General features: G+C 43.8%; 26 protein-coding genes. 23 read left to right on the forward strand and 3 right to left on the reverse strand.

The genetic code is table 11. The features are described 5' to 3' along the window. Nucleotides 1-734 precede the first annotated feature (734 nt). On the reverse strand, nt 735-2,540 hold the full coding sequence (locus BMX79_RS10150) for a M3 family oligoendopeptidase (protein ID WP_091482302.1): 1,806 nt from the start codon (nt 2,538-2,540) through the stop codon (nt 735-737). A 105-nt stretch (nt 2,541-2,645) separates the two neighbouring features. Between BMX79_RS10150 and BMX79_RS10155 the strand changes: the two genes are divergently transcribed. The 23 genes from BMX79_RS10155 (at nt 2,646) to BMX79_RS10265 (ending at nt 22,262) form a co-directional block, all read left to right on the forward strand. After that, nucleotides 2,646-3,161 (forward strand): VanZ family protein, encoded by a 516-nt coding sequence (locus BMX79_RS10155; RefSeq protein WP_091482304.1) that lies wholly within the window; start codon nt 2,646-2,648, stop codon nt 3,159-3,161. A gap of 115 nt (nt 3,162-3,276) precedes the next feature. Then, nucleotides 3,277-4,002 carry a YebC/PmpR family DNA-binding transcriptional regulator gene (locus BMX79_RS10160; RefSeq protein WP_091482306.1) on the forward strand — a complete coding sequence of 242 codons (726 nt, stop codon included), beginning with the start codon at nt 3,277-3,279 and terminating at the stop codon, nt 4,000-4,002. 153 nt (nt 4,003-4,155) lie between these two features. Then, nucleotides 4,156-5,196, forward strand: coding sequence for a competence type IV pilus ATPase ComGA (comGA, locus tag BMX79_RS10165; protein ID WP_246117687.1), 1,041 nt, complete (start codon nt 4,156-4,158; stop codon nt 5,194-5,196). Next, entirely contained in the window at nt 5,144-6,208 is a 1,065-nt protein-coding gene (gene comGB, locus BMX79_RS10170) for a competence type IV pilus assembly protein ComGB (RefSeq protein WP_091482310.1), read from the forward strand. Before comGA ends, comGB begins: the two co-directional genes overlap by 53 nt. 14 nt (nt 6,209-6,222) lie before the next feature. Next, nucleotides 6,223-6,549, forward strand: coding sequence for a competence type IV pilus major pilin ComGC (comGC, locus tag BMX79_RS10175; RefSeq protein WP_091482312.1), 327 nt, complete (start codon nt 6,223-6,225; stop codon nt 6,547-6,549). 40 nt (nt 6,550-6,589) lie between these two features. Next, the gene (comGD, locus tag BMX79_RS10180; protein ID WP_177165396.1) at nt 6,590-7,006 is read left to right on the forward strand and encodes a competence type IV pilus minor pilin ComGD; all 417 of its coding nucleotides are present in this window, start codon (nt 6,590-6,592) and stop codon (nt 7,004-7,006) included. Continuing rightward, nucleotides 6,993-7,319, forward strand: coding sequence for a hypothetical protein (locus tag BMX79_RS10185; protein ID WP_091482316.1), 327 nt, complete (start codon nt 6,993-6,995; stop codon nt 7,317-7,319). The genes comGD and BMX79_RS10185 overlap by 14 nt, the downstream gene beginning before the upstream one ends. After that, the gene (comGF, locus tag BMX79_RS10190) at nt 7,276-7,755 is read left to right on the forward strand and encodes a competence type IV pilus minor pilin ComGF (protein WP_091482318.1); all 480 of its coding nucleotides are present in this window, start codon (nt 7,276-7,278) and stop codon (nt 7,753-7,755) included. The genes BMX79_RS10185 and comGF overlap by 44 nt, the downstream gene beginning before the upstream one ends. After that, nucleotides 7,742-8,206 carry a hypothetical protein gene (locus BMX79_RS10195; RefSeq protein ID WP_091482320.1) on the forward strand — a complete coding sequence of 155 codons (465 nt, stop codon included), beginning with the start codon at nt 7,742-7,744 and terminating at the stop codon, nt 8,204-8,206. Before comGF ends, BMX79_RS10195 begins: the two co-directional genes overlap by 14 nt. Nucleotides 8,207-8,425: 219 nt before the next feature. After that, entirely contained in the window at nt 8,426-9,487 is a 1,062-nt protein-coding gene (locus tag BMX79_RS10200; RefSeq protein ID WP_091482322.1) for a M24 family metallopeptidase, read from the forward strand. A gap of 121 nt (nt 9,488-9,608) precedes the next feature. Continuing rightward, nucleotides 9,609-10,166 (forward strand): elongation factor P, encoded by a 558-nt coding sequence (gene efp / locus BMX79_RS10205; protein WP_091482324.1) that lies wholly within the window; start codon nt 9,609-9,611, stop codon nt 10,164-10,166. Nucleotides 10,167-10,200: 34 nt separating this feature from the next. Continuing rightward, nucleotides 10,201-10,617, forward strand: coding sequence for an Asp23/Gls24 family envelope stress response protein (locus BMX79_RS10210; RefSeq protein WP_091482327.1), 417 nt, complete (start codon nt 10,201-10,203; stop codon nt 10,615-10,617). Further along, nucleotides 10,617-11,102 (forward strand): transcription antitermination factor NusB, encoded by a 486-nt coding sequence (gene nusB, locus BMX79_RS10215; protein ID WP_174760395.1) that lies wholly within the window; start codon nt 10,617-10,619, stop codon nt 11,100-11,102. The genes BMX79_RS10210 and nusB overlap by 1 nt, the downstream gene beginning before the upstream one ends. 157 nt (nt 11,103-11,259) lie before the next feature. Next, entirely contained in the window at nt 11,260-12,627 is a 1,368-nt protein-coding gene (gene xseA / locus BMX79_RS10220) for an exodeoxyribonuclease VII large subunit (protein ID WP_091482328.1), read from the forward strand. Between the two features lie 5 nt (nt 12,628-12,632). Continuing rightward, entirely contained in the window at nt 12,633-12,848 is a 216-nt protein-coding gene (locus BMX79_RS10225) for an exodeoxyribonuclease VII small subunit (RefSeq protein ID WP_256212683.1), read from the forward strand. 102 nt (nt 12,849-12,950) lie between these two features. Next, nucleotides 12,951-13,841, forward strand: coding sequence for a polyprenyl synthetase family protein (locus tag BMX79_RS10230; protein ID WP_091482330.1), 891 nt, complete (start codon nt 12,951-12,953; stop codon nt 13,839-13,841). A 9-nt stretch (nt 13,842-13,850) separates the two neighbouring features. Then, nucleotides 13,851-14,654 (forward strand): TlyA family RNA methyltransferase, encoded by an 804-nt coding sequence (locus BMX79_RS10235; protein WP_091482332.1) that lies wholly within the window; start codon nt 13,851-13,853, stop codon nt 14,652-14,654. Nucleotides 14,655-14,799: 145 nt separating this feature from the next. Next, nucleotides 14,800-15,249, forward strand: coding sequence for an arginine repressor (gene argR / locus BMX79_RS10240; RefSeq protein WP_091482335.1), 450 nt, complete (start codon nt 14,800-14,802; stop codon nt 15,247-15,249). Between the two features lie 27 nt (nt 15,250-15,276). Further along, nucleotides 15,277-16,986, forward strand: coding sequence for a DNA repair protein RecN (gene recN / locus BMX79_RS10245; protein WP_091482337.1), 1,710 nt, complete (start codon nt 15,277-15,279; stop codon nt 16,984-16,986). Nucleotides 16,987-17,344: 358 nt separating this feature from the next. Then, complete coding sequence (gene gnd, locus BMX79_RS10250; protein WP_091482339.1) at nt 17,345-18,784, forward strand: NADP-dependent phosphogluconate dehydrogenase; 1,440 nt, start codon at nt 17,345-17,347, stop codon at nt 18,782-18,784. 215 nt (nt 18,785-18,999) lie between these two features. After that, complete coding sequence (locus BMX79_RS10255) at nt 19,000-19,692, forward strand: response regulator transcription factor (RefSeq protein ID WP_091482341.1); 693 nt, start codon at nt 19,000-19,002, stop codon at nt 19,690-19,692. Continuing rightward, on the forward strand, nt 19,689-21,212 hold the full coding sequence (locus BMX79_RS10260; RefSeq protein ID WP_281282345.1) for a HAMP domain-containing sensor histidine kinase: 1,524 nt from the start codon (nt 19,689-19,691) through the stop codon (nt 21,210-21,212). Before BMX79_RS10255 ends, BMX79_RS10260 begins: the two co-directional genes overlap by 4 nt. 135 nt (nt 21,213-21,347) lie before the next feature. Then, entirely contained in the window at nt 21,348-22,262 is a 915-nt protein-coding gene (locus tag BMX79_RS10265; protein ID WP_091482343.1) for a nuclease-related domain-containing protein, read from the forward strand. 1,082 nt (nt 22,263-23,344) lie between these two features. Here BMX79_RS10265 and yidC read toward each other — a convergent pair. Continuing rightward, complete coding sequence (yidC, locus tag BMX79_RS10270; RefSeq protein ID WP_091482345.1) at nt 23,345-24,331, reverse strand: membrane protein insertase YidC; 987 nt, start codon at nt 24,329-24,331, stop codon at nt 23,345-23,347. A gap of 87 nt (nt 24,332-24,418) precedes the next feature. Further along, entirely contained in the window at nt 24,419-24,790 is a 372-nt protein-coding gene (locus BMX79_RS10275) for an acylphosphatase (RefSeq protein WP_091482347.1), read from the reverse strand. Nucleotides 24,791-24,876: the final 86 nt, after the last annotated feature.

The following is a 24,876-nucleotide window of genomic DNA, read 5'->3' on the forward strand; positions in this document are numbered from 1 at the left end:
ATCGATCCAAGTTTCAGCTCTCAATATACTCTATATTCTTTTATGGACGGGCATTCTTTAGTTATTTGGTTAGGACAGACTGGAGTGGTGATGCTGACCCGAGTGTGTTCTAAGACGCGTCTTGCGACCAGGTGGGGTGGAGATTGTGCAATGAGTATGTTCCAAGACGCGTCTTGCGACCAGGTGGGGTGGAGATTGTGCAATGAGTGGGTTCCAAAATGGATCTTGCAACCAAGTGGGGTGGAGATTGTGCAATGAGTGTGTTCCAAGACGCATCTTGCGACCAAGTGGAGTGGAGATTGTGCAATGAGTGGGTTACAAGATGGATCTTGCAACCAAGTGGGGTGGAGATTGTGCAATGAGTGGGTTCCAAGACGCGCCTTGCAACCAAGTGGGGTGGAGATTGTGCAATGAGTGGGTTCCAAGACGCACCCTACGACCAAGTGAGGTGGCGATAAAATGCGAGTTGGGTCCAAAACGCCTCTCATAACAAACTGAAGCGGACCCAGGACTCTGTGTTTGTCTCAAGAGTCGAATCACACGTCACTCCTCAGCCTGCAAGCCTCCAACTCTCCAATTCATCATTTTACATAAAAAAAGCAATGAGCGACCGCCGAAATACTAACGGTGACTCATTGCTTTTACTACTCCCAGATTTTCAAATCCCAGAAGTCTTTCCTGATTTATACGCTAGACTACAGCCATTCTGACTTCAATAGAAATTGACCATTAACTTAAATATAAGCATCTGTCAGTGTCATGTACTCATCGATATCTGACAACACTTCATCGATTGCTGCCTGCCAGAAATCAGGTTGTGTCAGGTCGACGTTCAAGTGTTTTTCAGCCAGATCTTCAGTTGTCATGCTGGCAGTGTCTCTAAGCAGCTCACGGTAGTCATCTTCAAAGGCAGATTCCTGATTCTTCGCATGAGAATAGATCCCCAGGCTGAACAGGAAACCGAATGTATACGGGAAGTTATAGAACGGCACACCAGTAATATGGAAATGCAGTTTACTTGCCCAGAACATTGGATGATACGTATCAAGCGAATGCTGGAATGCTTCTTTTTGCGCATCTTCCATCAGCTGGCTCAGTTCCTTCTCGTCAAGAAGACCCCGTTGTCTCTGTTCATAAAAACGTGTTTCAAACAGATAGCGGCTATGGATATTCATGAACATGACAGCTGCACGTGAGATCTTACTGTCCAGAAGAGCAATTTTTTCTTCAATAGATTCAGCTGCATCGACTGTCGCACTTGAGATAACCATTTCACAGAATGTGGATGCAGTTTCAGCAACATTCATTGCATAACGACGGTTCAGATGAGGCAGATCTCTCATAACATGACTGTGATAGGCGTGGCCCAGTTCGTGAGCAAGTGTGGAAACATTGTTTGCAGAGCCGGAAAAAGTCATGAACACGCGGGATTCACCACTTTTAGGCAAGTTGGAACAGTAGGCACCAGGGCGTTTACCATCTCGATCTTCTGCTTCCACCCAGTTTTGTTCAAATGCAGTTTCAGCCAGTTCTTTCATCTCCTGACTGAAAGAAGCGAAGTGATCGACGACGAAAGACTGAGCTTCTTCAAATGAATAGGTTTTAGGCTCGATGTCACCTAAAGAAATAGGTGCAGTCACATCTGCCCAATTGAGCTTATCTTTGTCCATCAGTTTGGCTTTGCGATTAAGGAAGCCTACCACTTTAGGTTTGTTTTCGGTAATCGTATCCCACATCATATCCAAGGTGTCTTTCTTCAGACGATTATATTCCAGTGCTGGATCCAGGAAATGGTCTTCACCTCTTAGTTCATAGGTCTGTAGTCGGAACCCAGCCAGATGGTTCAACGTATCGGCAAATAGCGGAGCTTTAGCGTGCCAGGTCAGTTCCCAGTTATCCAGCAGAGATTCACGGACAGCAGGATCCGGATCCCCCGATAATGTATTGGCTGCCTGACCGGCCGATAGTGTAGTCAGTTCACCATCTTTTTTAAACGGCACACGAATACTGTTCACCAGAGACTGATAGACGTTCCCAAAGCCTTCCAGACCATCGAGTGACAGCTGCTGTATAATGCGTTCTTCTTTTTCAGATAAAAGTTTTTTACCTTTTTCACGCTTTTCATCTAAATTAAATGCACTTTGCTTAAGTTCCTCATGAGCAATCAGTTCATTCCATTGATCATCCGGAACAGCTTTCAGTTTTTTCATAAATAAAGTCTCTACATCGCTCATCTCACTACCGAGACGGCTGAGTTCATTAACGCGTTTGGCCGCTTTGGAATCATTCACGTTGGCAGAAAGGATGCCTCTAGAAAATGTTGATGCTTCTGATAAGTTGTCATAAGCAGTCTGACGTTTGTTTAGAAATTCAATCAGTTCAGTCATTTGAGCATTGGCCTGGTCAGCCGGCCAATCTCCGATCAGTTTTTTAGCTTCTGATATCGTGTCGCGGATGCCGCCAATAAACTGACTCAGTTCCTCAGAATCGCTTCCCCCTTTAAAAATTCGTTCCATATCCCAGTTCAATTGTGTTTGCATATAGTCTCCCCCTTAGTTGATTGGTATCATTGTATCGTTTTTTCCTTTCCATATAAAGGGACATCAGTTAGAATAATAGTATTGACTAATGAGGTGTGAAAAAATATGAGAAAAAAAGCAAGTACTGCAGATAATATCTATCTCCTTTCTGCCTTTGCTGTAATGGCTATTTTGTATTATAGTTCCTCGATGAGCTATCAGGAGCAGACGGTCCAGCCTCTTCTGAATCAATGGCTTGAAAATGAACCGTTCAGAGGACTGCTGGAGCGTGTGGCATTCATGTATGCAGGCAGTGAAGTAAGTATCGAAGCAAGTGGTTATGTCGGATTCATAGAGTTTTTCCTTAGAAAAGGGGCCCATTTCATTTCCTATTTCTTTTTAGGCCTGTTCTGGTACTTAGGATTAAGAAATAGAGTGGACAATCCGTACTTAACTGTACTGCTCGCTGTGATGCTGTCGATAGGCTATGCGTCATTTGATGAATTAAGACAGTCCTTTCATCCAAACCGGACAGCGTTGATGGAAGATGTCATTTTGGATACTGCAGGAGCAGTGACAGGAATCATTTCCGGCCTGCTGTCGACTAAACCACGCAGAAGACGCTCGCGGGTCAAAGTTTAATAGATTGAACCTAAAAAAGGCCACAATGAAAGCGTAACCTGACCGCCTTGAATGACGGAAGATTTTTGGTATAATAACTAAGGACAAACACTAAGATCAGGAAAGAGGAAATAGAATGGCAGGACATTCCAAGTGGAAAAATATTCAGCATCGTAAAGGTGCGCAAGATGCAAAAAAAGGAAAGATTTTCCAGAAATTGTCAAAAGAAATCTATCAGGCAGCAAAAGACGGCGGAACTGATCCCGATACGAATGCTGCACTTAGACTGGCCGTGGACAAAGCTAAGGCAAACAACATGCCTAACGACAACGTCGACCGCGCAATCAAGCGTGCTACTGATTCAGGTCAGGGAGCTGACTATAAAGAAGTGCTGTACGAAGGATATGGACCAAGCGGAATTGCTGTTCTGGTTTATGCCCTGACTGATAATCTTAACCGTTCGAGCACTAATATCCGAGTGGCTTTCGACCGTAATGGCGGGTCAATGGGAGAAAAAGGAACGGTCAACTACATGTTCGACCGTAAAGGCTATATTGCGATCAGCCGAGAAAATCTCGATCTTGATGAAGACGATATGCTGATGCAGGTACTGGAAGCTGGCGGAGAAGATCTGGAAACGTCTGATGAAGTCTTTGAGATCTATACCGAAGCAACGGATTTTGCTAAGGTAAGGGATGCATTGAAAGAAGCAGGTTTTGAACTGGATCAGTCGGAACTGACAATGATTCCACAGACAACTGTTCCTGTTCCTGAGGATAAAGTCAGTGTGTTTGAAAAACTGATCGATGCTCTTGAAGATGATGATGACGTCAGCGACGTTTATCATAATGCAGACATTTAAATAAACACTCTTAATAGGCACTGGACAGAAAATTTGTCCAATGTCTATTTTTTTTCGTCACTTTTGAGATAAAAGAACAATATATATAGTAGACAGAAATATATTGTGGAGGGGTGGTAAAAACTGGATACCGAATTATTTGCACAGCATCTTCTGACAGTCGCTGATTCCTACCGAACGAGTGATATACATGTCCTGCCCGAACAGAAACACTATGATATCTATTTCCGGTTGAATGGACAGATGGACAAACAGTTTTATCTGGATAGAGAAGAAGGGGGACGACTCATATCGTTCTTTAAATACCTGTCTAATATGGATGTGGGGGAGAAAAGACGGCCTCAGAGTGGGTCGATGACGTTTCAGCTCGAAAAGAAAGCGATTGACCTGAGGTTTTCAACGATCAGTAATTATCAGAGTCAGGAGTCTTTAGTGATCAGGCTTTTAAAGCAGAAAGAATCGGATGTGTCAGATATCGGGACATTCTTTCAGTATGAATGGCAGCAGCTGAAAAAACTGGCCGATGCCAAATCGGGTCTCCTTCTTTTTTCAGGGCCAGTCGATTCAGGTAAAACGACTACGATGTATCATCTGGTTAAAAATAGAATAAGAGGAGAAAAACAGCAGGTAATTACAGTAGAAGATCCCGTTGAAATCGAAGAAGTCTCCTTTCTTCAGACACAGGTCAATGAGACTGCCGGCGTATCATATGAACATCTGCTGAAAAGTTCTCTCAGACATCACCCGGATGTGATCATTGTTGGAGAAATAAGGGATGAAGAAACGGCACGAATGGTCATTCGAGGCGCGCTGACTGGGCACCTGATCGTAGCATCAATCCACGCCAAGAACTGCACGGGGGTCATATCCCGGCTGATGGAACTGGGAATCAGTCGGCCATTGCTGCAGCAGACACTAATAGGCATATCTTTTCAGACTCTGCTTCCCCTTTACTGTCCATTGTGTGAATCAAACTGTCGAACCTTCTGTACCCATTATCCCAGAGATCAGAAACGTGCCGCTTTATTTGAAGTTAGAACGGGGGAAGAACTCAAACGGTGTCTGGGGGAGTCGGGAGAACAGAAAACCCGTGAAGATGCTCAACGTTCATTTAATCATTTACTGGAAAAGGTGACTGCATATGGCTATATTTCGAAACAGACCTGCGACCGCTACCTCATTCCTGAGCACTAGAGTCCTTTACCTACAGGGTCGCTTTCTGTCACGACTTGGAAGACTTCTGGGAGAAGGGTTTTCAATGAAAGAGGCACTGGATTTCCTGAGAACACTTGAAAAAAAGGAAGGTGCCGGATGGGCAGACAAGATCAGACAGGAAATTCTTGAAGGAGGAGAACTGTCAGCTGGAGTCAGACGATGCGGATTTCCCGAATCGGTAAGCACGCAGATTCACTTTGCTTTGTATCATGGGCACTTGCATGAATCCATAACGCATGCGGGTCAGCAGCTGATGAAACGGGCAGAACGCAAACGAAAGCTCCTTGGCATTATTCAGTACCCGCTGATGCTGACAGGCTTTATTGTAGTCATGCTGTTTATGATGCGTTACATTCTCATCCCTCATATTGAACAGATTATTTCGTTTCAGTCTGGTGTCATGCCGTTGAGTACCCGCCTGATCGTCATGCTGGTCTACCGGACACCAGAAGGACTGGCACTATCGGCTTGTCTGATCACAACAACATTTCTTATTTTAAAGAAAGCGAACAGCAGGAAAAGTGAAGTCGAGAAACTGAATACACTCACCAGATGGAGCCGTTCCACATTATTTGAGCTTTACTGGAGCCAGTATTTTGCTTACGAATGGGGCCAGCTGATCAAGGGAAGCTGCAGTCTCCTGGAAGTCATCACAATTATGAAAGGAGAGCAGAGCTCAAAGCTAGTTAAAGATATAGGAAGGAGGATCGAGGGTGAGATGCTCAAGGGTTTGTCCTTTTCTCAAGCTTTGACTCCCTATCTTTTTATGAATGAAGAACTGAAGGAAGTGATCCGTCAGGGAGAACTTTCCGGGAAACTGGGTCACGAACTGACAATGTTTGCTCACAGCTGTGAAGAGGATTTTGACCGGAAGACAGAACAGCTGATGGCTCTGATCCAGCCAATTGTTTTTGTAGGTGTCGCATTAGTTATCGTCGCGATTTATGCCGCGCTGCTGCTGCCGACATTTACTGTTATGGATACTTTTTAAAGGAGGAAAAATAAATGATAAACAGATTACGTAGTAGCTTAAAGAAGGAAAATGGCTTCACACTGATTGAAATGACTCTGGTCCTGCTGATCATATCAGTGCTCCTGCTGTTGTTCGTCCCTAACCTGTCCAAAAGACAAGAGTCAGCAAACGATACTGGAACTGATGCGATCGAAACAGTCCTGCAGAGCCAGGTGGATTTGTATAAAATAGAAGAAAAGAAGAATCCTGAAGATTTCGATGTAATGAAAAATGAAAAGTATCTGACACCCAATCAGGCAGATCGGGCCAATAAAGAATTTCAGTTGAATGGCGGCATTGTGACGAAAAAAGCCAAGTGACAGGTGAATCATGATCAGCTCAATGACTAGGGATGAAGGCATGACTATCATCGAAACACTACTGGTGCTCGCTGTTCTTTCCATTATCATCTCAATACCTGCTGTTCAGTTCAGTCGACTCAAAGAAAGATCTGAAACAGCACTGTTCTTTGAAACCTTTCAGTCGAGTGTTACCCTCATGCAGAACTATGCAATACTTAATGATAAATGGACAGTCATCGAATTCAGGCGTCCACTGAATGATATTTCATTCAGAGTAGCGAGTGAACGGGGGCATCCTATCGAACACAAACTGCCATTGCCTGATCATATTTCATTGTTAAATGACTTGACTGAATTCAGGTTTTCAAGAGGGACGGGACATATAAGCGGACATGAGGTCATCAGGTTCCGCACACCGGAAGGAATTGTAGAGTTTGCCTTCCAGCTGGGAAGTGGCAGATATGAAATCAGGTAAATGGAAAAAAAGTGGGGGGTTCATTCTTTTAGAAGCCCTGATCAGTTTAAGCCTGGTTACGCTTGCCGTCTGCAGCATGCTTCCGTTTCTTGTCGATACTTTCGTGATCAGAGAAGAAGCAAAACTAAATGTGGAAACCAGTCGATTTCTTTACGAAACAGCCCAGTTCTGGGATAGAACAGACCAGTCGGTTGCGATGATGGTGGACGGCAAGCTGGTCGTGATTGTTGAAGGAGACAACGGAATCACAGTCAAAGGAGAGAAAATCAGTGATCAGATGGTGGAAATATTGTCAGTCCAGTGGAAAAAATGATCAGGGACTGACTTTGATCGAATGCCTTATTTCTATACAGGTCATCAGCTCCATGGTCCTGCTTTTTTCTTTCGCTCTCAGCCAGTTTGCAGCGCTTGAAAGACAGGTAAACGATGACAGACAGATAGAGTGGCACCTCTTTTTGAACTATCTTGAACAGGATTTGAGAGACAAGGTGGTCACGGATGTGAAGGGAGAGACCATTACTTTCAAGAAGGTGGTGGATGGTGTAGTGCTTGATGAGCCGATGACCTACAACCGCTATAAAAATCTATATAGAAGAAGTGTACGGGGACTGGGGCATCACCCTGTCCTCATGAAAGTCAGTCAGCTGTCAGTCGAAAAGAAAAGTGACCAGCTGATCCTAAAGGTCACTTTCGACAACCAGGAATCATACAAAGGAATGTTGAAGGTGGTGGACCATGTTCCGGAGTAAGCACCTTTCAGGATCTATAAGAGATGACGGGGGGAGCGGTCTGCTGTCTGCACTCATCATGCTCATGTTTACATCATTTCTGATGCTGTCATGTATCACTGTCCTCAAGCATCAGATGATGCAGTACAGGCAGACGACTCTCAGTTATGAAGCCAGAACAATGATTGAAATGACAGAAGTTATTTTGAAAGATGATTATGAGGTTGGTCAATATTATCCCAGTGAAGTAAAATTCACAACAGGCCGCACAAAAGTAAGCAAGGTGAGTGATACACGATTTCTTATCAAAGCTGAACTGAACAATCAGTATACTAGTCAGAAAACAGTTGATCTGGTATTGAAGCCTGTTGAACCGAATAAGGCCCGAGAAGAAGACGAGCAGATTACTCATGAATCGTTCAGTGACGAGGCCCAGCCAATATCAGAAGAGCAGGATATAAAAAACCAGTAGAGTAAATGAACAAGGATACTCCAGCATAAAATCGATTTGAGCATCAGTGGGCCGGACTGAACAGAGCCTGCTGATGCTTTTATCCGTTTACAGGCCTATACCTATATGCCGGGAACCAGATCTGATGGCGACCCATTCATTTCTTTTTCAATTCAGCTTTGCTATAATAAAACAGATGAACGAAGAGCTGTACGATAAACTTTAGAATAGGGTGTTGAAATGTCACGAGTAAAAGCCATTCAAACAGAACTGAAGAAACAGGAACTTGATGCACTGCTGGTTACGAGTCCGTTTAACCTCCGTTATGTCTCCAACTTTACCGGATCAACTGGACTGGGTGTCATCACTCACGATAAAGCCTACTTTGTCACCGACTTCCGCTATACTGAACAGGCTGCTGAGCAGGCAGAAGGGTACGAAATCATCCAGAACACTGGACCAATTTTTGATGAAGTCAAAGCACTAGTTGAAAAAGAATCGATTGCTAACCTTGGATTCGAAACAAACTTCATGACATTTTCGAATTACGAGCTGCTTGATTCACTTGTAAAATGCAAACTCACTCCTGTAAGCGGGCTTATCGAGTCCTTAAGAGAAATCAAGGAAGAAAACGAAATTGAAACAATACAGGAAGCAATTAAAATAACTGAATATGCCTTCGAAGAAATCCTTCATTTCATTAAACCAGGTGTAACAGAAATTGAAGTAGCCAATAAACTGGATTTTCTGATGAGAGAAAAAGGAGCCAGCGGTGTATCGTTTGATACGATCGTTGCCAGCGGAAAGCGTTCTGCTATGCCTCACGGAGTAGCAAGCAGCAAGTCTATCGAGCAGGGAGACATGATTACGATCGATTTCGGCTGCTACTATAATGGATACGTATCAGATATGACCCGTACATTTGCCTTAGGTGACCCTGGAGAAGAGCTGAAGAAGATTCATCAGATCGTACTCGATGCCAATCTGAAAGTAACAGAGCAGATCAAGGCTGGAATCACAGGTAAGGATCTGGATGCAGTAGCCAGAGATTATATTACAGAAAAAGGGTACGGTAAAGCTTTCGGTCATTCAACTGGCCATGGCATCGGACTTGAAGTGCACGAAGGACCTGGAATCAATTTCAAGAACGAAAATGAACTGGTCAGCGGAAATGTCATCACAAACGAACCTGGGATCTATATTCCTGGACTTGGCGGCGTCAGAATCGAAGATGATCTGGTCGTCACTGATAGTGGCAGCAGAAACCTTATGACCGTATCAAAAGAACTGATTCAGCTTTAAGGAAAGCCTTGTGAATAGTAGTGATTTCAAATAGGTTTTCGCTTTAAATCATGTTACAATAAAGAGAGAATTAAAATACGTTTTGTTTATGCCGTATTTTAAATTAGGAGGAAAACAGGTAATGATTTCAACAAGTGAATTTAAAACAGGTCTGACGATCGAATATGATGGAAGCATCTGGAGAATCATGGACTTTCAGCACGTAAAACCAGGAAAAGGTGCGGCATTTGTCCGTTCTAAACTTAAAAACCTGAGAACCGGTGCGATCCAGGATAAAACTTTCCGTGCAGGTGAAAAAATGGAAACCGCTCATATCGAAACGAAAGGCATGCAGTACCTTTATGAGAATGGTGGAAACCACGTATTTATGGATACTCAAACATATGAACAACTTGAAATTCCTGGCGAGCGTATTGAAGATGAACTGAAATTCATGAAAGAAAATATGGAAGTCGAAATCATGATGTACGGACATGAAGTCCTTGGTGTCGATCTTCCCAAAAAAGTCGAGCTGAAAGTAGTAGAAACAGAGCCTGGAATCAGAGGCGACACAACAGGCGGAGGATCCAAGTCTGCAACACTTGAGACTGGGGCAGTTGTAACTGTGCCTTTATTCGTCAATGTCGATGACATGCTGGTCATCAACACATCTGAAGGCAGCTACGTTTCGCGAGCTTAATCATGAGATCGATTCAGTAAAAGGAGGAAGAGTGATGGGTGAAAGAATAGTCGATACAAATAGAACAAATCTACTAGGTGAAATCGAAGTGGCTCCTGAAGTGCTGGAAGTCATTGCCGGTATTGCTGCCAATGAAGTGGATGGCGTCTATGCCATGCAAGGCCGCTTCTCTAAAAAAATGAAAAATGTTTTCGGCAAAGCCAATCATAAAAAAGGTGTTCATTTGAATACAGATGAAGACGGGCTGAAAGTAGACATATATTGCTACTTCAAATTTGGCGTGAATGTGCCTGTCGTAGCTCAGACCATTCAACAGCGTGTACGCGAACAAGTGCTGCATATGACCGATATTTCACTTGCCGAAGTAAATATTCATATTGCAGATATTGTACCTGAAAAAACTACAATCCAGGAATTGTTCGATCTGGATACGGAAGAAGATGAAAAATAGTGACTACTGTAAGGCGTGTGATAAGGGAAAAAGCCTTTCAGTCTCTTTTCCAGTTATCCACACATGATGAACTGACTGCTGACCAGGCCATTCGACTGGCATTGGAAAGTACCTTGTCTTTTGATGAGGGACGAACGATCGAAGAGGCGATGAAAGATGCGTTGCCTGAGGAAAAGAATACTCAGCAGATCGTGACGGATGCATTGCACTATCTCAGACGACTCGTTGTCGGTACAAGAGATAACAAAGAAGTGATCGATGAGACAATCACGAGACATCTGAAAAACTGGTCTTTGAATCGTCTTGAACGTACAAACAGGCTGCTGCTTGAGCTGGCTGCATATGAACTGCTTTTTGAAGCAGAAACAGATAAACGGATCGTGATGAACGAAGCGATCGAGCTGGCTAAGACATTCAATGATGAAAAGGCAAGTAAATTCATAAACGGTGTGCTGCAGAGCATAGTAGATGAGAATAAAGTTTGAGCACTTTTTTCTGTCAGGTATCCGGCAGTTCCGGATAATAAGAAATGAAATGTGACGCAGACAGCAAGAGAGGGCGGGAAAATAGAGTGTAGACCACATTCTATTTTTTTGCTCTTTTTATTTTCATCCAGCATCAGAATTTAGAAAGGAGTTTGCTATGAGTGAAGACTACCTTACTGTCTCTCAGCTGACGACGTATGTAAAAAGAAAGTTTGACTACGATCCTTATCTTGAACGTGTTTTTGTCAAAGGAGAGATTTCGAATTACAATCCTCACCGTAGAAATTCTCATCAGTATTTCAGTATTAAAGATAAAGATGCCAAGCTTTCCGTAGTTCTGTTTCAGCGGGAAGGCAGGAAACTGAATGTCGAGCTGGAAGAGGGCATGAGCGTGATGGCTGTAGGTCGCCTGTCTGTCTATGAAAAGAACGGGACTTACCAGCTTTATATAGAACACATTGAACCTGAAGGACTCGGACAGCTCTATGCAGCATACGAAAAGACTAAAAAGAAACTGACAGAAGAAGGCTGGTTCGATGCCTCGCGCAAACAGCCTCTGATCCGTTTTCCCAAGAGAATTGCAGTGGTCACCAGTCCGAGCGGGGCAGTGATCAGAGATATTCAGACCACTATAGAGAGACGGTTTCCTATTGTTGAACTCACTCTCTACCCTACTCTAGTTCAGGGAGATAAAGCTGCCGATTCAATTGTAAAAAGCATTAAGAAGGCGGACAAGTCAGGTGATTTCGATACAATCATTGTCGCCCGTGGAGGCGGATCGTTTGAGGATCTGTTTCCTTTTAATGAAGAAAAAGTGGCACTGGCAATTGCTCATGCCAAGACACCGGTCATATCGTCAGTTGGACATGAAACAGATACGACCCTTGCAGATCTTGCCGCAGATGTCAGAGCTGCGACGCCTACAGCAGCAGCTGAACTGGCAGTACCTGTGCTAACGGAAGAAATAGGTAAGATCGATCTGACAAGACAAAGACTTGTTCAGGCGATGCAGACACTTATTCGACAGGAAAAAGAACGCGTGAAACGAATGGAGCAGTCGTATATATTCAGGCAGCCCGAGCGGTTGTATGATGGATACAGCCAGAATCTTGACCAGCTCACGGATAAGCTGATCAGAAGCACGGATCAGAGAATCCAGTCAGCACGTCAGAAGAGGGATATGCTGAATCAACAAGTGCGTTCCTACAATCCTATGTCCCGAATCAGGCAGGCCAAAATTGATAATGAGAGACTGAAAAAACAGCTGTTTACAGTATCAAGGCAGGCTGTCGAAAACAAGTCAAGACAGGTGGATCATCTTATTCAGTCGCTGGATCTTCTTTCCCCATTGAATATTCTCGGTAGAGGATTCGCAGTCGCCAGACAAAATCAGACCATTATCAAGTCTACGGAACAACTTAATATAAATGATACACTTGACGTCACCATTTCAGATGGAACAGTTAAAGCGAATATAACAGAGATCAGCAAAGATACTCTTATAAATAAAAGCAGCGAGGAGTAGAAGCAGTGGATAAAGAAAAAACGTTTGATGAAGCAATGAAAGATCTTGAAGGCATTGTGCAGAAGCTGGAGCAGGGGGATGTCCCACTTGAAGAAGCGCTCGATCAGTTTCAGGAGGGGATCAGCTTGAGCCGATACTGCAAACGGATCATTGAGGATGCAGAAAAAACAGTCACACGTATGGTCAATGAAGACAACAGTGAAGAGGCTGCTGATAACTAGCAGTCAGACTGGGATACCAGATGATATAAACCCAGCATAGTTATGAGTAAACGACATGATGAGTCGTGATTTGTCGATCACAAAAGATTAAAGGAGTATCTAATGAATTTTCAGACATTCGTCAAAGAATTTAAACAACCATTCGAACAGTACATGATGGAAGCTGTTCCGGACAGCAGCAGAACTCAGCTGGAAGCATCCATGCGCTACTCCCTTGAAGCTGGAGGTAAACGCCTGAGGCCACTGATTCTTTTTGCGGTTTTAAAAGCATTCAACAAACCGGTCGAGCAGGCTTTCCCTTATGGAGCGGCACTTGAGATGATCCATACCTACTCTCTGATCCATGATGATCTTCCAGCAATGGATGATGATGACCTTAGAAGAGGGAAACCGACAAACCATATAGAATACTCCGAAGCGACTGCTATCCTGGCAGGAGATGCGCTGCTGACCAAGGCCTTTGAACTGATGACTCAGGGAGATGCGGAAGATGCCATCAAGCTCAAGCTGATCAGAGCTCTTTCCCAGGACTCAGGTCACGAGGGAATGGTGGGCGGCCAGCAGGCGGATATGAATGGGGAGCATACATCCTTGACGCTTAAAGAACTTGAGGCGATTCATGCGAGAAAGACAGGTAAGCTGATCCGTTTTGCTTTTTATGCCGGAGGACTTCTTGCAGATGTCGAAAAAGAAACAGTTATTGACCTTGAAGAAATGGCCTATACCTTAGGACTGGCTTATCAGGTGAGAGATGATATCCTTGATGTTCAAGGCGATGAAAAAAGCTTAGGAAAGCGTACAGGAGCAGATGCCAAACTAGGGAAGAGTACTTACCCGGCATTGCTGGGGCTTGAAGAAGCGAATGAGTTCTTCAAGGAAAAACTTGAAAAAGCACTGACATTGAACAGTCAGATAAAAGACCGTGAAGCTGTTTATGATGACGAACTGCTGGCATCCTTCATTCGTTCATTAGAAATAGAAGCAGCGTCTTGAGGTGAAGAAATGAAAAAGGAACGTGCAGATGATCTGCTGATCCGTCAGGGCTGGGCAGATGACCGGGAAAAAGCGAAACGACTCATCATGTCCGGTAAAGTGTACACGAGCAGAGAAGAGCAGATTTTTACTTCAGGTGAGAAGTGGCCCGGAGATACACTTGTTTACGTCAAAGGTGCTGAACAGATGTATGTCAGCAGAGGGGGCAGGAAACTTGAACGGGCTCTGGACCACTTTAAAGTTGACCTCACTGATCAGATTGTTCTGGATATCGGTGCTTCAACTGGAGGCTTTACTGATGTGTCTCTACAGAACGGTGCCCGGCTGGTCTATGCTCTGGATGTAGGGACGAATCAGCTTGCCTGGAAACTGAGGATCGATGAGCGTGTCAGTGTAATGGAACAGACTAATTTCAGAACCTGCAGACCTGAAGATTTTACCCAGGGACAACCTACTGCTGCAACAATTGATGTCTCCTTCATCTCCTTGGAGAAAATTTTTCCCGTATTGAAAGATATTCTTTCTGAAGATGGAACAGTCATAGCTCTGATAAAACCTCAGTTTGAAGCAAGAAGAGAAGATGTGGGGGAACGCGGAATCATTACTGACCCGGAAGTCCACAAGTATGTTATTCAAAATATTATTTCGTTTCTGTATGATTTAGGGATGACTACAGAAGGCATCATACCTTCACCTATCAAAGGTGGTAAAGGAAACAAAGAATATTTAGCGTATATAAAGAATCGGTCTGCCAAAGATAAATCACTCGATTACTGGGTGCAGAATCTTATTAGTGAGTCATTGTTTTCCTGAACAATTAAAAAGTATGCATTTAAATTAATAAAAGATGAGAAGTTCTTTTGTTGGCACTCGGTAAGAAATGAAGTATACTTAAACTGAATATACTGTATAAATATACCGTGTTATTTAGTTTCGCAAGGGCATAGGAGTGAATCAAGTGAAGAAAAAAGAGAGACATCAACTATTACGTCAACTGGTGCAGCAGGAGGTCATTCAAAAACAGGAAGACTTTGTCGATATTCTGCAGAAACGTGGAATCGACATTACGCAGGCGACGATTTCCAGAGATATAAAGGAACTTCAACTTATCAAAGTACCTGCTCAAGAAGGCGGCTATCAGTACAATCTGCCTCCGGAAATGAATTACAACATTTCCAAGAAACTGGCTAGACTGATGAAGGATGCCTTTGTGTCAATTGATACTCAAAAAGAATTTGTTCTGATCAAAACGCTGCCTGGCAATGCATTTGCTTTAGGTACATTGATCGAAACAGCGAAATACCAGGAAGTGTTCGGATGCATATCTGGGGATGATACTGTCCTGATTATTTGTCGGGATGAAGACAGTGCTGAACGTTTCCAGAGAAGAATTATTTCCTTCATTTAAATCATTTGATGAACAGGAGGTTTATCTTTGCTAGAATCGCTAAAAATTAGAGATTTTGCTATCATTCAGGATCTGTCATTGGACTTCAGAAATGGCATGACTGTGTTAACAGGAGAAACGGGTGCAGGAAAATCGATCATTATCGATGCAGTCGGTCTGCTGGCAGGAGGAAGAGGATCCAGTGAATTCGTCCGTTACGGATCAAAAAAATGTGTGCTGGAAGGCCAGTTCTCCTATCAGAAAACTGAAGCGTTGACTGCGCTTCTTGAAGAAAACGCGATTGATGAAGAAGAAGCCACGTTGCTGATCCAAAGAGAAATTTTTGCTACCGGGCGCAATGTCTGCCGAATAAACGGCAGTATTGTAACCATCGCTGTACTGAAAGAGGTAGGCTCTCAGCTGATTGATATCCATGGTCAGAATGAACACCAGGAGCTGATGGTGGCTGATAACCATATTCATCTGCTGGATTATTACGGACCGAGTGAACTTGATCGGCTGAAAAAGGAATACCAGTCAGTATTCAGTGAATACAGACACCTTGAAAAAGAACGTAGAGAATGGGAAATCAACGAGCAGGAACTTGTCCAGCGTATCGATATTCTGAAATATCAGGTAGAAGAAATCAAAGCTGCCGATCTTCATCTCAACGAAGAAGAAGAGCTTAAAGAAGAGGAGCAGAAACTGGCGAACCATCAGTCAATCGTAGAAGCCCTTTCCTCAAGTTATACCATTCTCCAAGGAGAAGAGATAAGTGGACTGGATCTCGTTGGACAGGCCATGGAGAAAATGGAAAGCATTTCGGATATGGATGATAAATTCAGGCAGATATCTGAAACACTCTCTGCGGCATTCTTTCAGCTTCAGGAAGTATCCAGCGACTTGTATTCTGAAATGGATCATCTTGAGTATGACGAAGAACGCCTTAACGAGATCGAAGAACGTCTCAACCTCATTCAACAGCTGAAACGGAAATACGGCCATACTGTTGAATCGATTCTGAACCATTACGAAGAAGCTGTCAGTGAACTGGAAAAGCTGGAAAACCGTGAAGAACAAGTGGATATTCTCAGCAAGAAGACTACTCAGTTGAGGGAACGGGCCGTGAGTCTGGCTAAAGAATTGACGAAAATCAGAAAAGAGACTGCTGAACGACTTGAGGTGGCCATCCTTGAACAGCTGAAAGAACTGTACATGGAAAAAGTTCAGTTTTCAGTGAATTTCAAAGAAGGATCAAACCAGGGAACTGCTGATTCCGGCTTATCCGCACAAGGCCAGGACAAGATCGAATTTTTTGTAGCAACTAACCCAGGGGAACCTTTGAAACCTCTTGCGCGTGTCGCATCTGGAGGGGAACTGTCTCGGATGATGCTGGCAATGAAAACGATCTTCTCCAGATCGCAAGGCGTTACAAGCATTATTTTTGACGAAGTGGATACTGGAGTCAGCGGAAGAGTAGCTCAGGCAATAGCCGACAAGATTTACTCGGTTGCCTACCATTCTCAGGTTTTGTGTATCACTCATCTGCCTCAAGTCGCAGCACGGGCAGATCAGCACTTGTATATACGCAAAGAAGTGGAGAATGACCGGACGACCACCTATGTCGAACAGCTGGCCGAAAAAGAGCGGACAGAAGAAATTGCCCGTATGCTTTCAGGCGAGGAACTGACTCAGCTGACGATCGAAACGGCTCAGGAATTACTGAAGCTGGCTGATAAAAAGAAAAAGCAGGCATAAAAAAATCCTCTTTGCACCACTGAATAAGGGGCCAAGAGGATTTTGTCCATTGTATTATAGAATCACACTTAAAATCGAAGCAAATGCGGGAATAGCCATTGACAGGACCAGCACCCAGATAATGATTTTAGAAGCAGTGCTTGTTGATCCTTTTTCTCTTTGTTTCTTAGGCATAAGTGTACACCAACTTTCCTGAGAACTTTCAGCTATTAGTGTACTTAAAGTGCTGTCATAATGCAAGTCATTATTAGAGAGTTTCAAAAGTGTTCAAATTTTGTTACTATAATTACGAGTAAGATATGCAGATCTGACTATTTTTTAAGCTGTCGACTGCATCAAAAATGAGAGGAGATTTACAATGAGTAAACAGCAAGTCGGTGTTATCGGAATGGCTGTAATGGGTAAGAATCTGGCTTTGAATATTGAAAGCAGAGGCTACTCCGTGTCAATTTATAACCGTACAGGATCAAAAACAGATGGGGTCATCGAAGAGAACCCTGGCAAGAATCTGACAGCAACATATGAATTGGAAGAGTTTGTCGACTCTCTTGAAGTACCAAGAAAAATCGTATTAATGGTACAGGCCGGTAAAGGGACAGATGCTGTCATCAAGCAGCTTCTACCTCACTTGGATAAAGGAGATATTCTGATCGATGGAGGAAACACCTTCTATCAGGATACGATTCGACGCAGTAAGGAACTCGCAGATTCAGGCATCAACTTTATCGGAACCGGCGTGTCAGGTGGAGAAGAGGGTGCTTTGAAAGGGCCAGCAATCATGCCTGGTGGTCAGAAAGAAGCTTATGATCTTGTGGCGCCGATCCTTGAACAGATTGCTGCCAAAGCACCTGCTGATGGAGAGCCATGTGTCACATACATTGGTCCAGATGGAGCGGGACACTACGTCAAAATGGTTCATAACGGGATTGAATACGGCGACATGCAGCTGATTGCTGAGTCTTATCACATTTTGAAAGACGTTGTTGGCCTGTCAAATGAAGAAATTGCTGATGTATTCAAGGAGTGGAATACTGGCGAACTGGACAGTTTCCTGATCGAAATCACTGCAGATGCGTTAACTAAAAAAGATCCGGAAACAGGCAAGCACATGATCGATATCATTCTTGACCGTGCCGGAAATAAAGGAACAGGAAAATGGACGTCTCAGAGTGCTCTTGACCTGGGGTTGCCTCTTCCACTGATTACAGAATCAGTTTTTGCCCGCTACATCTCTGCACTTAAAGATGAGCGTGTAGCAGCGAGCAAGGTTCTGCCTAAGCCGGAGATGAAGGCATTCGAAGGTGATAAAAAAGAAGTCATTGAAAAAATTAGAGAAGCCCTGTACTTCAGTAAAATCATGAGTTACGCTCAAGGGTTTGCTCAAATGGGCACTGCTTCAAAAGAATACAACTGGAACCTTAAATACGGTGACATTGCAAAGATATTCAGAGCTGGATGTATCATCAGAGCACGTTTCCTGCAGAAAATCACTGAAGCATATGAGCGTGAGCCACAGCTGAAAAACCTTGTGCTGGATGACTACTTCATGGATATTACTGAGCGTTATCAGCAATCGGTAAGAGATCTGGTCGGACTTTCTGTTCAGGCAGGCGTTCCTGTACCGGCATTCTCATCAGCGATTGCTTATTACGATTCTTACCGTTCAGAACGGTTGCCTGCGAACATCATTCAGGCACAACGTGATTACTTTGGTGCGCATACCTACGAACGCGTCGATAAAGAAGGCACGTTCCACTTCGACTGGTATGGAAATGAAGGAGAAGAAAGCTGGGATTAAGCTTTTAATGTCAATAATTAAAAAATAGTATGAAGATAGTGGGTTTTCGATTAGAAAACCTGCTATTTTACTGTTACAATAGCTTTAACAGACATTTTCTTTCGTTCCCTTAAATGAGAAACTGTGTTACACTAAAGAAGCCTTGTGACAGGGGAACTGAAGGGGATCACCCGTAAACAAAATGAAACAGGTAAATTAAGCTAGGAGTGAAAACATTGGCAAATATTTTGATCATTGAGGACGAGAAGAATCTGGCCCGATTCGTCGAACTTGAACTGAACCATGAAGGGTTCAGAACAGAAGTACGATTTGATGGACGTTCCGGACTGGAAGCGGCACTGGATGAAGAGGAAAGCTGGGATATCATTCTTCTTGACCTGATGCTTCCTGAATTGAACGGCATAGACGTGGCTCGTCGCATCAGACAAGTCAGCAATGTGCCGATCATCATGATGACTGCTCGCGATTCAGTTATTGACCGCGTATCAGGATTCGATCACGGCGCAGATGACTATGTCGTCAAACCGTTTGCGATCGAAGAACTGCTTGCGCGCATGCGTGCACTGCTTCGTCGAATCGAAATTGAAACAGAAGAAAACGTCAGCCGTCAGACTACGATTACTTACAAAGACATTACTGTCGAGAAGGAAAACCGTGTCGTCAAACGTGGCGATGAAGTCATCGAGCTGACTAAGAGAGAGTACGAACTGCTTGTAGAACTTATGGAGAATGTCAATGTCGTTCTGTCTCGTGAAGTCCTGCTTAACAAAGTATGGGGATACGAAACAGAAGTCGAAACAAATGTTGTCGATGTCTACATCAGATATCTTCGCAATAAGATCGATGTAGCCGGCAAGGAAAGTTACATTCAGACTGTAAGAGGAACAGGATACGTGATGCGCACGTGAAACAACAGGCAGCCATCGATACGACAGCAGTAAACCAGCAGAAGCGTATTTCTCTGAGATGGAAATGGACGATCGGGGCTGCAATTGCACTATTTCTTACCTATACGATTTTTTCAACGATTCTGTTCATAACGTTTCAGCAGATCATGATCGGAAATGAACAGCAGGCTGTCAGGAATGTGGTATTTAACCTTACCGAACGTTTCGGGCAGCATTTTTATGAGTTGACTGAAGAAGATGTAGAAGAAACTCTGGATCAGCAGGAGCTGTACCTTACCCCCGAGATGCCGATAATGGAAGAAACCCAGAATCAGAGAAGTACTCCGCTGAGAGCAAGTCAGGGCAGCATCGTCATTCGTGTGTTCAGCCCAGATGAAGAACTTTTGTATGAAACAAATTCGGTAGATATCGGATTTGAACCTCTTGAGACCTTACAGATACAGACAATTCCTGAAGGACCTCATGGAGAAGCGCTGTCAGCTGTGACCCCGGTCTATTCATTTCTGAATAATGACCGGATTGGGTACGTCCAGGTGATCAACACCTTGTCATCCTATCATCAGCTGTTCAGGAGCGTTCTCGGAGCGATCCTGCTGACAGGAATCATTGCCCTGCTGTTCAGTGGGGTAATAGGCTATATTATAGCAATTTCCTTTCTTCAGCCGATTCGTCGACTGACCGAAGCGATGCACATCATTGAAAAGGATCCGGAATCCGAAGAACGCATCGATGTTGGAGATGGAAATGATGAACTGACTGAACTGGCTAACGCGTATAACGCCATGCTGGATAGAATGCAGCGAAATATTGAGCACCAGAAGCAGTTTGTGGAGGATGTCTCTCATGAATTGAGAACGCCTGTCGCTGTTGTGGAAGGGCACATGAAACTGCTCAACCGTTGGGGGAAAGATGACCCAGTTGTTCTTGAAGAATCACTGGACGCATCCCTGCAGGAAATCGGCCGGATGAAGAGTCTCGTTCAGGAAATGCTGGACTTGTCCCGCGCAGAGCAGGTGGAAATTCATTATAAAAATGAACGGACACCGATCAGGGAAATCATCAATCAGACATTCAACAACTTTAAACTGGTCCATCCTGACTTCTATTTTATTCTTGATGATGATCTTGAAAAAGAGGTCCATGTCAACATCTACCGTAATCATCTGGAACAGATTCTAATCATTCTTCTAGACAATGCAGTCAAGTATTCGACTGACCGTCATGAAGTGCATTTAAGTGTATCGGAACACGGCAGAAATGTTCAGATTGCCATTCAGGATTATGGTGAAGGGATGACTCAGGAAGATACCGTTAAAATCTTCAACCGATTCTATCGGGTAGACAAGGCCCGCAGCCGTCATAAAGGTGGAAACGGACTGGGACTCTCTATCGCAAAACAGCTGATCGAAGGCTATCACGGTAAAATCTGGGCAGAAAGTGTACTCGAACACGGGTCCATTTTCAGAATAGAGCTACCTAAGCTGGAAGATAAGCAGCTGGATAGTGACCAAGAAAAATAATTGATTATAGGGAAAGGCCCGGCATTCAGCCGGGCCTTTTTTCTGTGACAAAAATGTGTGACTGGTACTTTACTGCTCCTTAATTTCGTGAGTTTTTCGCTGAAAGGATAATAGTATAAGTAGAGGAGGAATCACATGCTAGTTATAAAATCGAGAGAAAAGTCAGCACAGTTAAAGGGCTATGAGTCACTAAACAGCCGATCATCATTAAGTAAAGACGAACAGGCGATATATAGCCATTTAAAAAGTGGCTTCGAAGGTGAAATACTATTTGACTCATATGTAGAGTCGATTCTTGGTGGCGATATGTTTGTTCTTCATGATTTGTTGCTGTCAGTAAACGGGTCGTCCATTCAAATTGATGCACTTATTCTTTTGAACAACAGGGTCTATCTGTTTGAAATAAAGAATTACAAAGGGGAGTATAGCTATGAATCCGGAAAATACATCAGTAAAACAGGATACACTATCGTAAGTCCTAATAATCAGCTCGAAAGAACGACTACCTTGTTTAATCAATTGATGAAGCAATGGAACTATTCAGTCAACGTCAATGAAAAATTGGTCTTTATCAACAAGGAATTCACTTTATTCGGAGCACCACCCGATGACAGGGTGTGTCTCCCGACCCAAGTTCATACATTTCTAAGAAATTTGAATGGTCAGGAGACCGCTCTGAATCCGAAAATGCGCCAGCTGGCCAACAGATTACTCGACAATCATAAGCAGAGCGTACCTTTTCAGTTGAAGCTGCCCGACTATGATTGGGAAGGCCTGCAAAAGGGTCCCACCTGCGAGCAATGCAGAAGTTTTAACCTGGTATATACGCAACGCTCCTGCACCTGTAAATCCTGTGGTTTCAATACTTCTAGAATTGACAATATCGTCGGGAACATCGACGAGATCAGACTCCTTTTTCCGGATATGATTCTGAGGACTCATATCGTCCACGAATGGGTGGGTGGGGAAGTCTCCATCAGAACGATCAGGAGGCTACTGAACAGCCAGTATAAGCGGATGGGCCACAGCCACAATGCTCATTATGTTTGAGAATAAAGAATTCTGCGAACTTTCTAGCAATCAAGTTGATTCGTATAGAGAAGTATGGAATTGGTAAGGCGATTAAGACCAACTGGGGATGAAGAATAGTGCCGAGTTGGTTCCAAGACGGATCTTGCGACCAACTGACGATGAAGAATGGTATCGAGCTGGTTCCAAGATGGATCTTGCGACCAACTGGCGATGAAGGATGATGCCGAGCTGGTTCCAAGATGATTCTTACGACCAACTGGCGATGAAGAATAGTGCCGAGCTGGTTCCAAAACGCATCTTACGACCAACTGACGATGAAAAACGGTGCCGAGCTGGTTCCAAGACGGATCTTGCGACCAACTGGCGTTGAAGAATGGTACCGAGCTGGTTCCAAGACGGATCTTGCGACCAACTGACGAGGAAGAATAGTGCCGAGCTGGTTCCAAGACGGATCTTGCGACCAACTGGCGTTGAAGAATGGTGCCGAGCTGGTTCCAAGATGGATCTTGCGACCAACTGGGGATGAAGGATGATGCCGAGCTGGTTCCAAAACGCATCTTGCGACCAACTGGCGATGAAGAATAGTACCGAGCTGGTTCCAAAACGCATCTTACGACCAACTGGCGATGAAAAACGGTGCCGAGCTGGTTCCAAGATGGATCTTAAGACCAACTGACGAGGAAAGATGATACCGAGCTGGTTCCAAAACGCATCTTGCGACCAACTGACGTTAAAGAATGATGCCGAGCTGGTTCCAAGATGGATCATACGACAAACTGAAAGGAAAGAACCAAGCCGAGCTGGTCCCAAAACGCACCTTACGACAAACTGAAAAAAACAGCACCCCCAGTTTGCTATAAGAAGGAAATAAAGCCAGTACTTAGCGTTCCTTCAGTCGGCCCCCGCACACCGTTACACCCACCGTATCCGTAATTACTAAGTCTAACAACCAATCAAGCATTTCAAGCATTGACAAAGTAGGGTTACTAAACCCTTAAATCCCTATAGAATAAAGGAAGCCCGGCACTCGCCGGGCTTTTCATCTCTATAACAAAAGAAAAGAAGAGAGCCGAGGCTCTCTTCTACATCATTTTAAAAGTCTAATTGTTTCTCTGCTGCTTGCCTGAGTTACGACGGCCTTTCTGTTCAAAAGGACTTTGATTACGTCGCTTGTCTTTAGCAGAAGGTGCAGGGGAGACTTGCTTCCCATGTTTAGTTGTGACTTCTTCAGCCTGAATTTTTCTGCGGGAAGGCTTCTTACGTTCAACGACCTGTTTGTCGCCATGTTTTTCTTTCATTTCTTTTTCCAGTTTAGGCTTGTAATAATGATTGGTCAGTAAGGACTGTCCGATTGCAACAAATCCACCAGCAAACCAGTAAAGTGTCAAACCAGCTGGTCCGGTAATAGAAAACATAAGGATCATAATCGGGTTCATCAGCATCATTGAGCTGGATTGTTTGCGCTGCTCTTCAGGCATACCAGCCTGCATGACTCGAGTCTGTACATAGTAGATAGCTCCGGTCAGCAAAGCAAGAATGATACTGCGTTGTCCAAGTTCAATACCTAACCAAGTTGCATTCTGGATCGATTCAGACATGCGGATCGCCTGGAACATTGCTGTAAATACTGGCATTTGAATCAGAAGGGGAAGACACCCGGACAATCCGCCAAGCATGTTGACATTGTTCTCACGGTAAACTTCCATCAGTTCCTGTTGAAGTTCCTGTTTTTCCTGAGCATCATCTGTTTCTTTCATTTCAGCCTGAATCTCATCTGTCACTGGTTTGACAACGGCCATTTTTGTCTGCTGTTCCATAGACGTACGCTGTTGCTTGATTGACAACGGAAGGATAATGATACGGACGATAATAGTTATCGCAATAATTGCCAGCCCATAGTTTCCACCGAATAAATCTGCAAGAATTTCGATGACAGACTGGGTAGGCAGCACCAGATAATCATATAAAAATTGAGAAAAGCCACTTGTCGGGTTTCCAGCCTGATCGACTCTCATACATCCCGAAAGGAATAGGACGATCGACAGCATCCCACCGGATAATAGCCATCTTTTTGTTCTGTTTTTCAAATCAGTTCAATCCTTTAAAGTAAGTTAGTCACGTGGACTTAATATCTGACACGCTATTGAACACTATACAATAAAGGAAGCAAGAATTCAATTAGCTTGGGAAAAATTAGTTTTTTCTTCAACATTTTCGTCATAAGTGACAACAACTTTATCCACATTTGCCGATGGACTTGGTCCTTTTCGCAACGCTTCAACGAATCGGGACAGCTGTTCTTCACTGCCTTGTGCTTCTACATAGACGGTTCCATCAGATTCATTACGGACGATACCTGTTACACCAAGTTCATCTGCAGCCTGCTTGGTGGTGAAACGGAAGCCGACCCCTTGTACACGACCGGAAATTTCGGCTCTCAGTTTCTGTGTATCTGTTCCCTCGAGAGGATCGTTTGTATAAATCACCTCTCCGCTGGACTCATTGTCTTTTCCTTTGTTGAAAAAATCCTTAAATAGTGAACTCATAGTGTTTCCTCCTTATAAATATAGATGAAATACAATCAGTTAATGGATAAATCTTTAGTTGCCAAAATAGTCTGGCCGGCGCATCG

Source organism: Alkalibacterium pelagium (assembly GCF_900109325.1).
Lineage (GTDB): Bacteria > Bacillota > Bacilli > Lactobacillales > Carnobacteriaceae_A > Alkalibacterium > Alkalibacterium pelagium.

Coding starts and splice junctions, on each gene's coding strand:
- BMX79_RS10230 (WP_091482330.1), top strand. CDS start 12,951: ATGAATTTTCAGACATTCGTCAAAGAATTTAAACAACCATTCGAACAG.
- BMX79_RS10235 (WP_091482332.1), top strand. CDS start 13,851: ATGAAAAAGGAACGTGCAGATGATCTGCTGATCCGTCAGGGCTGGGCA.
- comGB (WP_091482310.1), top strand. CDS start 5,144: ATGGCTATATTTCGAAACAGACCTGCGACCGCTACCTCATTCCTGAGC.
- comGC (WP_091482312.1), top strand. CDS start 6,223: ATGATAAACAGATTACGTAGTAGCTTAAAGAAGGAAAATGGCTTCACA.
- BMX79_RS10265 (WP_091482343.1), top strand. CDS start 21,348: ATGCTAGTTATAAAATCGAGAGAAAAGTCAGCACAGTTAAAGGGCTAT.
- gnd (WP_091482339.1), top strand. CDS start 17,345: ATGAGTAAACAGCAAGTCGGTGTTATCGGAATGGCTGTAATGGGTAAG.
- BMX79_RS10185 (WP_091482316.1), top strand. CDS start 6,993: ATGAAATCAGGTAAATGGAAAAAAAGTGGGGGGTTCATTCTTTTAGAA.
- BMX79_RS10160 (WP_091482306.1), top strand. CDS start 3,277: ATGGCAGGACATTCCAAGTGGAAAAATATTCAGCATCGTAAAGGTGCG.
- BMX79_RS10210 (WP_091482327.1), top strand. CDS start 10,201: ATGGGTGAAAGAATAGTCGATACAAATAGAACAAATCTACTAGGTGAA.
- xseA (WP_091482328.1), top strand. CDS start 11,260: ATGAGTGAAGACTACCTTACTGTCTCTCAGCTGACGACGTATGTAAAA.
- BMX79_RS10200 (WP_091482322.1), top strand. CDS start 8,426: ATGTCACGAGTAAAAGCCATTCAAACAGAACTGAAGAAACAGGAACTT.
- comGD (WP_177165396.1), top strand. CDS start 6,590: ATGACTATCATCGAAACACTACTGGTGCTCGCTGTTCTTTCCATTATC.
- BMX79_RS10275 (WP_091482347.1), bottom strand. CDS start 24,790: ATGAGTTCACTATTTAAGGATTTTTTCAACAAAGGAAAAGACAATGAG.
- BMX79_RS10150 (WP_091482302.1), bottom strand. CDS start 2,540: ATGCAAACACAATTGAACTGGGATATGGAACGAATTTTTAAAGGGGGA.
- efp (WP_091482324.1), top strand. CDS start 9,609: ATGATTTCAACAAGTGAATTTAAAACAGGTCTGACGATCGAATATGAT.
- BMX79_RS10155 (WP_091482304.1), top strand. CDS start 2,646: ATGAGAAAAAAAGCAAGTACTGCAGATAATATCTATCTCCTTTCTGCC.
- BMX79_RS10195 (WP_091482320.1), top strand. CDS start 7,742: ATGTTCCGGAGTAAGCACCTTTCAGGATCTATAAGAGATGACGGGGGG.